The organism is Mycoplasma sp. 394 (genome assembly GCF_054353895.1).
On the sequence record NZ_JBTHHL010000013.1, the window covers coordinates 1 to 14,151 of the forward strand.

Sequence of the window (14,151 nt, forward strand, 5' to 3'; positions counted from 1 at the left end):
AAACTCTCGAAAAAATTGACTGTCATGTTTTATATCTAGTTTTCAAAGAACTTTTACTTATAGTAAAATATAAGCAATAATTATTATATCGCAAACAAAAATAAACAAAATTATTTTATTTTTTGAATGCTTAACTATTATATGATAAAAAATAAAAAATAAAAATTTTATTTTATATTTTCTGAATATATTAACTCTAAATTTTTTAACTTTATTAATTCAAATCCTTTATAATCAATATTCATATCTTTTAGTTTTATAAAACTTTTAAAGTATCAAACATTAAACGAAAAAGAAATAAAAAAGAAGATTACAAAGAAACAATAAAGGAGAATATCAATGAATTTTTCATAAAATTCATTTTGTAAATATTTTAATAAAAACATCAAAGAGATAAAAACAATAAGATAAATTATATAAAAAGTAATCATCGAAAATGTCAATCGCATTAATCTTAACGAATATTTGCAATTTATGTATTTATTATAATCATTGAGATTACAGCTTAATCGATATGAATCTAATAAGATGTCATCATAAATTAATGGAACAAAGATGAATATTGCTCTTTTTACCTTGTTATTGAATTTTACCTTATACATTAACTTTGTTAGAAGTATCGCTCTCATTACATAAGATATAATCAAAATTAAAATAATTATCAAATATTCAATAATGTTTGTTTGAAAGATGTAAAAATTAATATTCAATTCATTAGTTAGTTCATGTGATAGTTTACTAAGGATAAAAATTGATAGTAATAATCCTAAAATTAAAATAGTCATCATTATAATTAATATCCAACTTGTAATCGGTACCATTAATTCGATTCACTTTTTAGTTTTCTTTTTCATTTAAAAATTATAAAATATTAATAACAAAATAAAACTATTTAGGTAAATTATGAAAAAATTAAAAAAATATATGTTGATTCATTCATCGCTTATTGCTGCTGCTGCAACTGTGATTGGGGTAGTTTTATTTAGTGATATAGGTATTTTTGCAAACAAAAGCACCGACAAATTAAATGATTCAAAAAATCAAAAGCAAAATTTTGTTAATTTTGATATCGACACAAATTCAAAACCTGATTTGCTTAATAAGCAGAATCGAGCAGATATTAATATTTATTTCACAACCCGTGGAACAGATGTGTATTATGATTTAATTCGACTATCAATGCTATCTAAGAGTGAAAATTATTTTTTTGTTTTACCTAATAATTCGCTTGTTCAAAGTAGAACGGACGCTAAATTATTAGAGGATTTTTATAACAGCCAAAGAGTTGATGTAAAAAATAAAAATTCTAAAGTAATTAAGATTAAAAAAGGTGAAGATGAAGCAGTTTTATCACAAGTTGAGCATATAATTAATTCAAATCCATACAAAAGAATCAACATTTGAACTAATTCTAATAATTTTGAACGTTCTGTTGATTATGCTAATTTATCGACTTACAAAAATGTGCAAATTAACGGATTAAATCAAGATACATCAATTGGTTTTAGTATTTTATATAAAGGTTTTGATCCAAAATTTCGCAGTGAATATTTTGATTCAACAAACAAGGTTTGAAATTTGTATAAAGGAAAATTCTTAAATTCATATAATCAGTATCTTTTATCAATAAACTTTAATCATATTAATTATTATTGAAGCACGTCTGAAATAGCTAGCAGATTTAATGAAAATTATCTAAAAAATAATTTTGCTTATTTTAATGATGATAATGAAACTTTGAATAATTTGCTTACTAAAACAAAAAGTTCTGATAATAAATACTTAATAACTTATTTTACTAATATTATTGGAAATAATTGACAAAAAACTAGAGATATAATTGAAAGTGATATTTATAAAAATAAAAAGAAACCCTTATTAGTTTTAGGTCGTGGAAGCAAAAGCGATTTTAATGATTTAATAACTGTTGTAGCAAAATATGCAAACGATTATAATATATATTATAAATCAGATCCGGGTGCTGATGCAGTTTATAAAGATATCGATTTATTGCTTCATCCAGGTAATAAAATTTCATATACACAAAATACTTATATAAATAATGTTGTAACAACACAAAAACAAGAATATACAATTTCACAAAACACTATCATAAGAACAATTGATAACTTTTTAAGTTATGAAGACTTAATTAAATATCATGCAAACCAACCAGATGGTTTTTGATTTAATAAATATATAAGTTTTAAAGAAGATGATGATAATTTAAAACTAATTAACAACAAACGTAATGAATTTAGTGATTTTATCGGTTATTTTAATGTTGATAATGTTTATATTTCATCAGATTCTAATAACAGTAAAATCAGAAATATGTTTCAATCGCAATTAGATAAATTGATTTCTTCTATTGCAACAGAAAACTACAAAATCGACATCAAAACAGAAGCAATAAATACCCCAATTGACCAACTAAAACCCAGTGACTTTATCTTTTCAAGCAATGATAACTCTTTATTTGTAGTTCCTGCATTAAAAGATATTAAAATCATAAATTTTGATCGCTCAAAAAAATCAATTACATTTAAATATCCAGTAACAGTAAGAATTTTTGTTTGAACTAACAGCAGTATTTCGAAAATATATGAAAATTTCAAGGATACTCGTGTTTTTAATCAGTTAAAATAAATCATTTAAGTCCATAAAACAGACTTAAATGATTTTTGTTATACTAAACCTTTGTTCTTCAAGGTTTTTAAGGTTTTTGCACTTACCCGTAGTTGCATTTTTTGACCACCAATTGTTACTCTTACTTTTTGTAAGTTAACATTGAATTTTCTTTTTGAAGCATTCATAGCATGTGAACGTGTATTTCCTACCATTGGACCTACACCAGAAATTTGACATCTTCTTGACATAATAACCTTTCAATCAAATTATTTACGTATTTTTAATGCTTCAGTTATTTTTTTGTATTCATTAAAATCATTTTCTTTTAGGTGTTTTAATAATACTTTACGTTGTGAAATTTTTGCTAAGAATCCTCTTCTTGAATGGTTGTCTTTAGGGTTTTTTAAAAAGTGTGGTTTAAGTGATTCAATATCCTCGGTTAAAATTGCTATTTGCACAGATGCATTTCCTGTGTCTTTAGCATTCTTACCAAATTTTTTGATTAATTCAGCTTTTCTTGCTTTAGAAACCATAATAAACTCCTTTATATTATGTTTTATCCGAGCTAAAACTTCTTTATAACCCAGAGTAAAATTTATGTTCGCAATAAAATTGCTTATTTATTATAACATATCCTATGATTTTAAAAAAATGTTTTTCGCATTAACATAGTCTTCTTCGGTAATCTGGTCTTCATCGTTTGAAACTATAAATCTTAGTTCTGAAATTATTTCTAGGACAACATTACCAACTATTCTTTCAATTGAATACATACTTTGTTTTTCAACTAATTTTAAAAATATTCAATTATCTTTTGTTTTGTGCATAATAATATGAAAACCAAAATCATTTGCATATAAAATCGCAATATACAAACCTGCTGGAATCACAATAACATTTTCCGGATAATGAAAACCTTTGTTATTTAATTCACCTGAAACAAGATAACCAAACGGAGAAACCATATTAAGAAAACGAAACTTACCGTATGCTAAACCTTCTCTTAAAAGTTTTGTGCTTATTTTTACATTTTTAATTTTATATATTTCAACAACACAAACATTTGCATTAGGTAAAATATTTGCTATATCGTCTGCTTTTCACTGTGCTTGATAACCAAATTTAAAGTCTTGACCAACTGCAATATTAACTTTTTTATCAGATGCTAATTTATGTAGGAATTCTGGTCCACTTAAGTGTCTTACATCATTAAAATGAAGCTCAATAATCGCATCAACATTCATTTTTGACATCATTAAATATCGATCGTTATCATTTTGATAAAGTTTTTCGTTGCGATATTTATAAATATCGTTACAACTAAAAGTCACAATAATTTTTCTACCTGGATTATTTGCTATTTGCTTATATAACTGATAGTGTCCTAGGTGAAAACTTTGAAAGGAACCGATAATAAAACTATCACCATCTTCAGCTTTAAAATCATCTAGTGTATAAATAATAAGTTTGTCCATTAGATTAAATGTAATTCTTTAAGTTTTAAATAAGTACCATCAAACTCACAGTCTGCTGCTATATCTGAAGCTACAGTTTTAATTTTATCACTTGCTCGTTCCATTGCTACACCATAATACACATCCCGAAGCATCTCAAAATCATTTGCACTATCACCAAAAGCAATAACATTATCCATTGAATAACCTAAATGCTTAGTTAATTTTTTTAATGTTGTGCTTTTGGTTATATCAATTGGATTGATAAAAAAACCTCTTGATCACCTTGATGAAATTTCAACTTCCATTTTTTCATCTTTAATAAATTTTTCCATTTTCTGCGATAATTCATATGGTTTATCTGTGTTTATAGTTATAACATATAAATCACTATTACTTAATAATGCTTCTTCGTAGTTTAAATAATTTTCTTGAAAAGGACGAATAAATCATGAATCAGTTGGAGTTTGTGGAGACTTATAAACTTTATCAAAATCAGTAATTAAAAATCCTTTTATTTGTGTTCCGAATGCATCGTATAACTTAACTACATCTACTTTTTTAAGGGTACTTTTGTATAAAAATTCTTGTTTTTTTACATCTCAAATAAATGCACCATTCGCACCAATAAAATAATCAACATATTTTAGTTGTTCAAAAAAATCTCCAATTGTAGCAAACTCACGAGCAGTTGCTAAAACACTTATAATATTATTTTCTTTAAGTTTTTTAAACATTGTTTTGATGTTTTTTGAAAATTTTGTATTTCCATTAGGTAAAATTGTTCCATCTACATCGAAAACTGCTATTTTTATTATATCCTTTAAATTTTTCATTTCAGCCTTTCTAAAAATACTTTTTTAGGAAAAAATATTTTGTTTCTTACTTGTCCTACTGATACAATTTGGTTTTGTGCATCAGATCACATTAAAATCCCATCATCATAATTACATTCAAACTCTCTACCATTAATTAAATATTTATACTCATTTTCTGTATATTTAAGTATATTATAATCAAATAAATCAAATATGGATATTTTCTGATGCTCTGTTGGTTTCAAATCATCAATATCTATATTACCTACTTTAATTCGTTTTAACTCTGTCATTATGCTGCTATTATTAAGTTGTTTTGCTATATCTTCTAATAAAACCCGAATATATGTACCATTTGAAACCAAAAAATAAATTGTGTATTCTTGATTTTCATAATCAAAGTCAAGTATTTTATAATCAATTACTTTAATTTTATGAGACTTCAATTCAATATCTATACCTTGTCTTGCTAAGTTGTATGCTCTGCGTCCTTGGATTCTTTTTGCACTATATTTAGGTGGAATTTGAAATTCTTGTGTACATATTATATAAACTGCTTGCTGTAAGTTATCTAAATTAACTTGTTTTACATTCTCTTTTTGGATATCACCATTTGAATCTAATGTATCAGAACTATAACCAAATTTTGCTTTAGCAATATATGCTTTATTTTTGTTAGAAATATAATCTAAAAGTTTAGTATCTGAATCAGTAGCAACAATCATTAAGCCACTTGCTAATTGATCTAAAATTCCACTATGTCCTATTTTCTTGACACCTAATTTCTTCCCTAAAGCTCTAATTTCACGATTTGAATAAACACCTGATTCTTTAAAAAATTTATAAAACATTTTCCCCTTTTATATTTGGATATTTTACTATATTTAAACTCATATATTTACATTTTCGATTTTTTTAAAATTTGGTACTTTATAATCTTATTTACAGCAAAAATTGCTCAAAAGTGCTATAATATAACACAATATGGATATGAAGCAGCAACAAAAACAACCAATTATTATTTTTTCAGGGCCAAGCGGAGTAGGAAAAGGAACTATTGAGCGATTGTTATTTGATTTTGATGAACTTAATCTTTCACTTTCTTGTTCGGCTACTACACGGAAACCACGTAATGGTGAACTAAATGGTATCCACTATCATTTTTTGGATGTTGAAACATTTCGTAATCACATCCGAAGTCGTAAATTTGTTGAATTTTCATATCATTTAAACAACTATTATGGAACTTTATATTCTGAACTTGATAAAATACACAAAAAAAATAAAGTTCCTTTCCTAGAGATAGAAACTACGGGTGCAAAGCAAATAATATCTAAATTTTCTTCAGGTGAATTAGCAAAAAAATATAACTTAATTACCATCTTTGTATCCCCACCATCTATTAGTGATTTAAGAAAAAGAATTTTAGGTCGTGGAACTGAAAATTCACAGACTTTAATGGAACGCCTTGCAAAATCAGAACTCGAACTTGCAGAATCACACATCTTTAGATACAAAGTAATAAACGACATTCCTGAAAGGGCAGCAGAAGAAATTCGATCAATTTTACATAGGGAGCTTATGCTTGATTAAATTTATATATATAAGTGATAAGGGTACGGTTAGAGAAAATAATGAAGATTGTGCAAAAATATTTGCAAAAGATAACTATTTTTTCGCATTACTTTCTGATGGTATGGGTGGTCATAAGTATGGTGATGTAGCATCTAATATAGTTATTAACTATTTAAGTTCTAATTTTGGTAGAAACTTTGTTTATACATCATCGATTCAAACTAAAAAATTTATTGAAGATTCTATTGCAACTGCTAAAAAAGAAATGAAAAAGATTGCTGCAAAAAACAAAGAAATGGAAAATATGGGTACCACTTTAGTAGGCTGCATCGGAATTCCTGAACATAGAAAAATTTTTATTTTTAATGTAGGTGATTCTCGATGCTATTTTTATTTGAATACCAAAAAACTTATAAAAGTAACAATAGATCAAAACCTTGCATCACAATGAAAAAAAAATGGATATGACTACCATAATAATAAGAACGAGAAATATGCTCGTTATTTAACAAGTGCAATAGGGCCTAATATTCCTACTACAATTGATATAACAGAAATTAAAGATAATGAATATGATTTAATCAATAAAATAATGCTCACATCTGATGGGATCCATGAGTTTGTTGAACATATTGATTTGGAAGCTTGTTTATCAAAGGATGATAGTATATCGAATATAGCAAATGCTATATTAGATCAGGCAATTTTAAATTCATCAAATGATAATATGACTATTGCTTTATTGGAGTTAGATAATGAAAAATAAATTCGAAATTCCACAAAATTCTAAAGTACATCGCAGTTATATAATAGATAAAATTATCGGTGAAGGTGGTATGGGTACGGTTTTTTTAGTTCATTCTAAAAAAACTTCCGATATTAATAAATATGCACTCAAATACCGTAAAGTTGACGATAATGATACTAATAAAAAACGCTTTTGAAACGAAATTAACTTACTTCAAAAGATAAAGCATAAAAATATTCCAAAAATTTATGATTATGAATATAATGATACCGAGCAATATTATGTAATGGAATATATGGAAGGTGAAACATTAGCAAAACTTCTTAAAGATTCACATGTTTTTGTTATCAAGAGAGCTAATAATTATATGAAACAACTTGCTGAAACAATCGAAGAATTACATGCACATAATATTATCCATCGCGATATCAAACCAGAAAATATCATCATTTCTTCTTCACACCATCTAAAAATATTGGATTTTGGTATATCAGTTACCAACGAAACACAAAATTTGACAAAAGCGCATTCGTTAATTTGTTCACCTTATTATGCAGCACCTGAGTTATCAAATGGTAGTAAAAACATTACTCCTGCTGTTGACATATATGCTCTTGGTGTTTTATACTTTCAAATGCTTACTGGACAACTACCATTTCGTGGCGATAATGCTGTAAATACAATAATGATGCATCAAAAAGATGCTTTCCCTGATATACGTCGCTTTAAGCATGATGTCCCAAATTCAATTGTAAATATTATCACTAAATCAACAGCAAAAGATCCAAAAGGCAGATACAAGACAATGAATGAGTTTAAAAAGGCGATAATTAAGTCTACAAGGAATGAAAATAAAATCGAACAACTTATTTCACCAAAAACAATGAAACCCAGAAAAACAGTTGCAGAAGTTGTTAGATCTCCGCTTTTTTTAGGTACTAGTATATTATTTTTAATAGTTGTGATAGTTATTTTTGCTGTTGTTTTTAAGGTAAATAACTTTATTTAATTATGAAACAAATCTATAAAATTTTTGAAGCAGTTTCAGGTATTTATAAACTTGTAAACAAGCAACAAGTTATAAAAGTTCCTGCTGCAGGTAAGTTGCGGTTTTTACAAAAAACTCCTGTTGTCGGTGATAATGTAATAATGGAAAATAATCAGATTGTTGAAATTTTAGACCGTCAAAACTTTTTTATTCGTCCTAAGGTTGCTAATGTTGATCAAATTTTTATTTTTATGTCAATAAAACAACCTAAATTTTCAAGTTTTTTGGTTGATAAATATATGGCGATTATTGAAGAAAAACAAATTGAACCAGTTTTATGTATTAGTAAAATTGATTTAGATGAAGAAAATGCTAGAAAATGAGCAAATAAATATCAAAACCTAGGTTATCATGTTATTTTAATAAACAACAATAGTCCAAATTATTTAAACAAAATCGAAGAAATTACAGCAAATAAGTATAATTTATTTATGGGTCAAAGTGGAGTTGGTAAAACTACTACATTAAATAATATCGGAAATTTTAATTATCAAACCCAGGAAATTTCTAAGGCATTAGGTAGAGGCAAACACACAACTAGATCTGTAAGTATAATCAAGATAAAAAAAGGCTGATTGATTGATACTCCAGGTTTTTCTTCATTGGATTTAAATCTAACACCAATTCAACTTGCTCACAGTTATAAATGTTTTTATAACTGATCGAAATTATGTAAATTTCGCAGTTGTTTACATCAAAATGAAGCAATAAATGATTGTGCAATAAAACAAAAACATCGAGATGGGGTACTACCAGAATTTAGATATGAAAATTACATAAAATTGTTATCACAATTAAATGAGGGGAAATAATGAATAAATATGTTACACCAAGTTTATTAAATGTTGATGCTAAAAACAGACTTGAATTAGCTAATAAACTTGTAGATGCAGGAATTAAATGAATCCATTACGATGTAATGGATGGAAAATTTGTTGAAAATACCGCTATAGAGATTGATGAAATTGAAAATATTGCTAAGAATGGTAAAAAACATCTTAAGGATGTTCATTTAATGGTTGAAAATCCCTATGATTATGTTGAAAAAGTAAAAAACTTCGTTGATATCATTACTTTTCATTATGAAAGTATAATAGATGATTTAGATAAATTTGATGATTTTTTAGAAAGAAATTTTCATGAAATAAAAATTGGTTTGGCTATAAAACCGAGCACACCTGTGGATGTTTTGCTTCCATATATAGATCGTTTAGCACTTGTTTTAATTATGTCAGTTGAGCCAGGAAAAGGCGGACAAAAGTTTATTGAAACTTCTTTGGATAAAATTAAAAAATTAAAACTATATCGTCAAAAAGACTGTTTAGATTTTCTTATCCAAGTTGATGGCGGAATAAATAACATAACTGGACCTAAATCATTTAAATCTGGTGCAGATGCCTGTGTTGCCGGAACATATTTAGTAAATGAACCTACAAAAGAAAAAATACACAGTATCATCAAAGGATAATGTAATATAATATGAATATGAATGAAATCAAAACAAAAATATTAGAAAATTTAAAACGTTTATCCAAAAAGAAAGTTAATGAAAACGATGAAGTAAAATCATTAGAAATTGATTCGTTAGATTTAGCCGAACTTATCATTGATGCTGAAGATGAATTTGGTATTTCTATTTCAGATGAGGAGATATTGAATATTAAATTTGTTAGCGATATCACAAATTTAATAACTTCCAAAATACAAAATAAGTAAAGGTTTAAAATTGCTTATTTTGTATTTTTATATAAGGATTTTAAGACATATAAAATATTTTTATCTCTTTTGAAAAAGCAAAAAGAATATATTTCCTTAAAAAAAACGCGAAAATTTAATTTTTTGCTTGAAAACTTATTTTTAATATTATAATTCTTATCGTAGTTAGTTATTAAATCTAACTACTTCAATATTATATTAAGGAGTTTTTATGACACGTTATTTTACAATTAATGTTTCATGTGCGTCATGTAAGTCACATATTGATAAAGTATTCAAAGAATACCCAGAAATTAAATATTCTGTTAATATTATGGAAAAAATGATTAAAATCGATGCTGATGAAGAAAAATATCCAGATGAGTTAATTGTTAAATTAGCAAAACAAGCAGGATACGATGCTGAACCAAATTAAAAAATTTTTAAATTGATTATGGTTGCCTAAAACAAATCTATGAGTCCAAGCAGTTATATTCATTCCTTTCTTAATAATAATTATTTTACATATTATTGGTATCTCCCAAGGTGTAGGACATGATTTAATTGTGCAGGCTAAACAAACCTGAGTTTATTTAGTTTTAGGTATTTTAGCAACATTTTTAGTTTTTGTAGTATCTATAAAGTATTTTACAAACTATTACCGTTTGTTTAAAGGTGATGTTGGAATGGACTTGTTAATAGCCATCGGGGTTCATTTATCATACTTTTATTCACTTATTTTAACCATTATTACACTTGCTACACCAACCAAAGGTTATAGTGCCTTAGAAATGTACTTTTGAGATGTACCGAGTGCATTATTGACCTTTATAGGAATTGGTCATTATTTAGAAGATAAATTAAAACGCAAGTCTAGTATTGGGATTAAAGAATTATTACAACTACAAAATCGTTTTGCTTTACTTGTACAACCCGATGGAAGCACTAAAAAAGTAAGCACTCGTTATTTAAAAATTGGTGATCAAATTATTGTTCCTAAAGGACAAAATATTCCAGTTGATGCAGTTGTTTTAGAAAATACATCTGAATTAGATATGGCGTTTATCAACGGAGAACCACTTCCGAAAACAGTTGAACCTGGTGATTATGTTATTTCAGGTGCTAATAATATTACTACATCATTAAAATTACAAGTTCAAAAAACTATGGGTGAATCAACCTTAACAAAGATTATTGATAAACTTGAAAACATTGTAGATTCTTCTTCAAAGATTCAACGTCTTGCAGACCGGATTGTTAGATATTTTATCCCTGCTATTTTATCAATTGCACTAATTAGTTTTATCATTTGAACAGCAACACTTTACTCTATTAATAATTTCCCTAGTTATTTAGCAAAAGTTGATGGAGCAAATAATTCGGGTATATATTACGGAATCAAAATTGGTGTTACAGTTGTAGTTATTGCTTGTCCGTGTGCATTTGGGATTGCCGCTCCAGCAGCTATCTATGCAGCAAGTGGTTTGGCAAGCAAGAATAAAATCCTTTTTGCTTCGGCAGATGTTTATGAAAAACTCAAGAATGCAAAATATATTATTTTTGATAAAACTGGAACCTTGACACAAGGAAAACCAACTATCCAAAAAATTTTAGGTGATCAAAGTTATCAAAACATTGCTCAATCATTAGCTTCTAAATCACATCACCCACTTTCGCAAGTTATTGCTAACTATCAAAGTTTTAATGCAATTGAAATAACCAATGAACAAGAAATTCCAGGTTATGGTATCGTAGCAAATAGCAATGGAAAACAATATGAACTTGGTTCATACAAAAAGATGTTAGAAAAGAACTTTAACGATTTAGTAAACATCGAAAATTTTGAACCTTTTTCATATGTTGCATTAGCAGAAGATTCTAAAATTGTTATGATTTTTGCTCTTGGTGATACTTTAAAAGCTGATGCAAAAGATATGATTGCTAAATTCCACGAATTAGGTTTGCATGTTGTTATCGCTTCTGGTGATAACCAAGAAGTTGTTAAAAAATTTGCATCTGATTTAGGAATTCATACTTTTTATGGACAATTACAACCAGAACAAAAATTAGAATTAATTGAAGAATTTAAGAAAAAAGGTGAAACAATCTTTGTAGGTGATGGTTTAAATGATATTCTTGCGATAAAAACAGCGTCATTAGGAATTGCTTTTGCATCTGGTTCTGATCTAGTGAACTCTGCTGCTGATATATCTTTAATGACTAATGAACTGCAAGCTGTTTATCAAGCAATCTATTTAGCGAAGAAAACTTTAAAAGTTATTAAATTTAACTTCTTATGAGCTTTCTTCTTTAATTTATTGGCTATACCAGTTGCTATTAGTGGAATTTTATTCCCTTGATTAGCTGCTATAATTATGATTATATCAAACATTTTATTGCTTTCAAATACCTTGTATTTTAAAAATAGAACTGCAAAGAAATTAAAAGAAATGTCTGCTAATAATTTATCTATCGAATCAAAAGACTAACATTTGTTAGTTTTTTGATTCGATTCATTTCATTAGTTTGTTTAAAAATTAAGTTATAATAATATTCCAAATATCAAAGGAAGATATGAAATCTATAGATAAAACACTTACATTTATCGATTTGTTTGCTGGAATAGGTGGCATCAGAAAAGCATTTGAAGATGATGATACCAAATGCGTATTTAGTTGCGAGTGAGATAAATTTGCTGCTAAGACATATTTTGCTAACTATAATGAAATTCCATTTGGTGATATTAGAAAAATAAACGAAAAAAATATTCCAAATCACGATATTCTTTTAGCAGGTTTTCCTTGTCAACCTTTTAGTCACATCGGAAAAAGACAAGGTTTTACACATCAAAGTCAAGGAACATTATTTTTTGATATTCTTAGAATTTTAAAACACTCAAAACCTAAGATGTTTTTACTTGAAAATGTCAAAGGATTATTAACAAATGATAAAGGTAGAACCTTTAAGATAATTTTGCAAAGTTTAAACGATCTTGAATACAAGACTTTTTATAAGATACTTGATGCACAAAATTTTGGTTTACCACAAAGACGTGAGAGAATAATTATTGTAGGTTTTAGAAAAGATTTAAATGTTAATAATTTTGAGATTCCAGAAGGAGACAAAGAAGTTAGAATACCGATTAGTGATATTCTTGAGAGAAGCCCGAATGGTTATTCAGTCACAGAACACTTACAGAAAAATTATTTATTTAAAGTAGATGATGGAAAACCGCAGATAGTAGACTTTGATAGCAATATCCAAGTTAATACATTATGTGCAAGTTATCATAAAATCCAAAGGCTTACAAATACATTTATAAAAGATGGAAAAACTGGTCTTAGAATGTATAGCGAATTAGAATTAAAGAGATTAATGGGGTTTCCTGATAATTTTATTGTCCCTGTATCAAGGACACAAATGTATAGACAATTTGGTAATTCTGTAGCAATTCCAATGATTAAAGCAGTTGCTGATGCAATGAAGAAAGTTATAAAAAGGTAATTTATATTTCTTAAATAATTTTACATTTTAATTGTATTGCTTTACCTTTCTTCTTAGATGGATATGTTCATAAAAAATGTGTGCCAAAATGTCCACAAATATTGTGTTTATCTAGTAAATCTATATATTCATCGATTGTATAAAAATAAATCATAGATGTATTATTATCAAAAGTTAAAATATGACTTGCTCATTGTTTATTTAGAATCCCATTACCATAAACCCCACCTATTACTCATTTTGCTAATTTTTCTTTCAATGGTTTTAATATTGATGTTAATCTTCTTTTATTATCTTCGCCAAAGCTAGACAATGTTGGATTTTCTTGAAATATCTGTAATAGATTCTTTAACTCTTTATTTTGTGGACTTAGCACACTCACGAACGATTCTGCTTTATATTCATGTACAGTAACATTTTTTGCACTAGTTCTTTTGCAGTTTATAGTTAAAATTATAGACTCATTATTTAATTTGTTTATCTTCAGAATAATGTCAGTTTTAGGTTTTCCACCAGATGGTAATTTACCTATTTCAGATTCGTTAGATGTTGCATCTATAAATTTGATTTCTTCTGGTTTGATATCTATCTTGCTAATAAGCTTATAAAAATATGGATAATTTATAAAGTAGGACAAAAAGATTAACAATTAATTCTGTTAATCTTTTTGTTTTATTA

Annotated in this window: 17 protein-coding genes; 10 read left to right on the forward strand and 7 right to left on the reverse strand. The window is 26.8% G+C overall.

Features of this window, described 5'->3' with window-relative positions; genetic code table 4:
• Positions 1–167: 167 nt before the first annotated feature.
• On the reverse strand, positions 168–854 hold the full coding sequence (locus ACXYRQ_RS04145) for a hypothetical protein (protein ID WP_435129272.1): 687 nt from the start codon (positions 852–854) through the stop codon (positions 168–170).
• Between the two features lie 49 nt (positions 855–903).
• Here ACXYRQ_RS04145 and ACXYRQ_RS04150 point away from each other — a divergent pair, with 49 nt between their 5' ends.
• Complete coding sequence (locus ACXYRQ_RS04150) at positions 904–2,649, forward strand: hypothetical protein (RefSeq protein ID WP_458614903.1); 1,746 nt, start codon at positions 904–906, stop codon at positions 2,647–2,649.
• A 38-nt stretch (positions 2,650–2,687) separates the two neighbouring features.
• Here ACXYRQ_RS04150 and rpmB read toward each other — a convergent pair whose 3' ends face one another.
• From rpmB to truB, 5 genes are all read right to left on the reverse strand, one after another.
• Positions 2,688–2,879: a 50S ribosomal protein L28 gene (gene rpmB / locus ACXYRQ_RS04155; RefSeq protein WP_458597873.1), complete on the reverse strand. Its 192-nt coding sequence runs from the start codon at positions 2,877–2,879 to the stop codon at positions 2,688–2,690.
• An 18-nt stretch (positions 2,880–2,897) separates the two neighbouring features.
• On the reverse strand, positions 2,898–3,164 hold the full coding sequence (gene rpsO, locus ACXYRQ_RS04160; RefSeq protein ID WP_435129263.1) for a 30S ribosomal protein S15: 267 nt from the start codon (positions 3,162–3,164) through the stop codon (positions 2,898–2,900).
• A gap of 102 nt (positions 3,165–3,266) precedes the next feature.
• Positions 3,267–4,106 carry an FAD synthase gene (locus ACXYRQ_RS04165; protein ID WP_458597875.1) on the reverse strand — a complete coding sequence of 280 codons (840 nt, stop codon included), beginning with the start codon at positions 4,104–4,106 and terminating at the stop codon, positions 3,267–3,269.
• On the reverse strand, positions 4,106–4,921 hold the full coding sequence (locus tag ACXYRQ_RS04170) for a YcsE-related riboflavin metabolism phosphatase (protein WP_458614904.1): 816 nt from the start codon (positions 4,919–4,921) through the stop codon (positions 4,106–4,108). The genes ACXYRQ_RS04165 and ACXYRQ_RS04170 overlap by 1 nt, the downstream gene beginning before the upstream one ends.
• Positions 4,909–5,754 (reverse strand): tRNA pseudouridine(55) synthase TruB, encoded by an 846-nt coding sequence (gene truB, locus ACXYRQ_RS04175; protein ID WP_458614905.1) that lies wholly within the window; start codon positions 5,752–5,754, stop codon positions 4,909–4,911. Before truB ends, ACXYRQ_RS04170 begins: the two co-directional genes overlap by 13 nt.
• Before the next feature lie 139 nt (positions 5,755–5,893).
• Between truB and gmk the strand changes: the two genes are divergently transcribed.
• The 9 genes from gmk (at position 5,894) to dcm (ending at position 13,473) form a co-directional block, all read left to right on the forward strand.
• On the forward strand, positions 5,894–6,496 hold the full coding sequence (gene gmk / locus ACXYRQ_RS04180) for a guanylate kinase (protein ID WP_458614906.1): 603 nt from the start codon (positions 5,894–5,896) through the stop codon (positions 6,494–6,496).
• Positions 6,489–7,244 (forward strand): PP2C family protein-serine/threonine phosphatase, encoded by a 756-nt coding sequence (locus ACXYRQ_RS04185; RefSeq protein WP_458597882.1) that lies wholly within the window; start codon positions 6,489–6,491, stop codon positions 7,242–7,244. The genes gmk and ACXYRQ_RS04185 overlap by 8 nt, the downstream gene beginning before the upstream one ends.
• Positions 7,234–8,235, forward strand: coding sequence for a serine/threonine protein kinase (locus ACXYRQ_RS04190; protein ID WP_458597884.1), 1,002 nt, complete (start codon positions 7,234–7,236; stop codon positions 8,233–8,235). The genes ACXYRQ_RS04185 and ACXYRQ_RS04190 overlap by 11 nt, the downstream gene beginning before the upstream one ends.
• A gap of 2 nt (positions 8,236–8,237) precedes the next feature.
• Positions 8,238–9,086, forward strand: a complete 849-nt coding sequence (gene rsgA / locus ACXYRQ_RS04195; protein WP_458614907.1) for a ribosome small subunit-dependent GTPase A — start codon at positions 8,238–8,240, stop codon at positions 9,084–9,086.
• Positions 9,086–9,742 (forward strand): ribulose-phosphate 3-epimerase, encoded by a 657-nt coding sequence (locus ACXYRQ_RS04200; protein ID WP_458607706.1) that lies wholly within the window; start codon positions 9,086–9,088, stop codon positions 9,740–9,742. Before rsgA ends, ACXYRQ_RS04200 begins: the two co-directional genes overlap by 1 nt.
• Positions 9,743–9,759: 17 nt before the next feature.
• Complete coding sequence (locus tag ACXYRQ_RS04205) at positions 9,760–9,990, forward strand: phosphopantetheine-binding protein (RefSeq protein ID WP_458597890.1); 231 nt, start codon at positions 9,760–9,762, stop codon at positions 9,988–9,990.
• A 211-nt stretch (positions 9,991–10,201) separates the two neighbouring features.
• Positions 10,202–10,405 (forward strand): cation transporter, encoded by a 204-nt coding sequence (locus ACXYRQ_RS04210; RefSeq protein WP_435129234.1) that lies wholly within the window; start codon positions 10,202–10,204, stop codon positions 10,403–10,405.
• Entirely contained in the window at positions 10,389–12,458 is a 2,070-nt protein-coding gene (locus ACXYRQ_RS04215) for a heavy metal translocating P-type ATPase (RefSeq protein WP_458614908.1), read from the forward strand. The genes ACXYRQ_RS04210 and ACXYRQ_RS04215 overlap by 17 nt, the downstream gene beginning before the upstream one ends.
• An 85-nt stretch (positions 12,459–12,543) precedes the next feature.
• Positions 12,544–13,473, forward strand: a complete 930-nt coding sequence (gene dcm, locus ACXYRQ_RS04220; protein ID WP_435129222.1) for a DNA (cytosine-5-)-methyltransferase — start codon at positions 12,544–12,546, stop codon at positions 13,471–13,473.
• Positions 13,474–13,483: 10 nt separating this feature from the next.
• On the opposite strand, the gene ACXYRQ_RS04225 is transcribed toward dcm, so the two are convergent.
• Positions 13,484–14,110 carry an MspI family type II restriction endonuclease gene (locus tag ACXYRQ_RS04225; protein ID WP_458614909.1) on the reverse strand — a complete coding sequence of 209 codons (627 nt, stop codon included), beginning with the start codon at positions 14,108–14,110 and terminating at the stop codon, positions 13,484–13,486.
• Between the last annotated feature and the right edge of the window lie 41 nt (positions 14,111–14,151).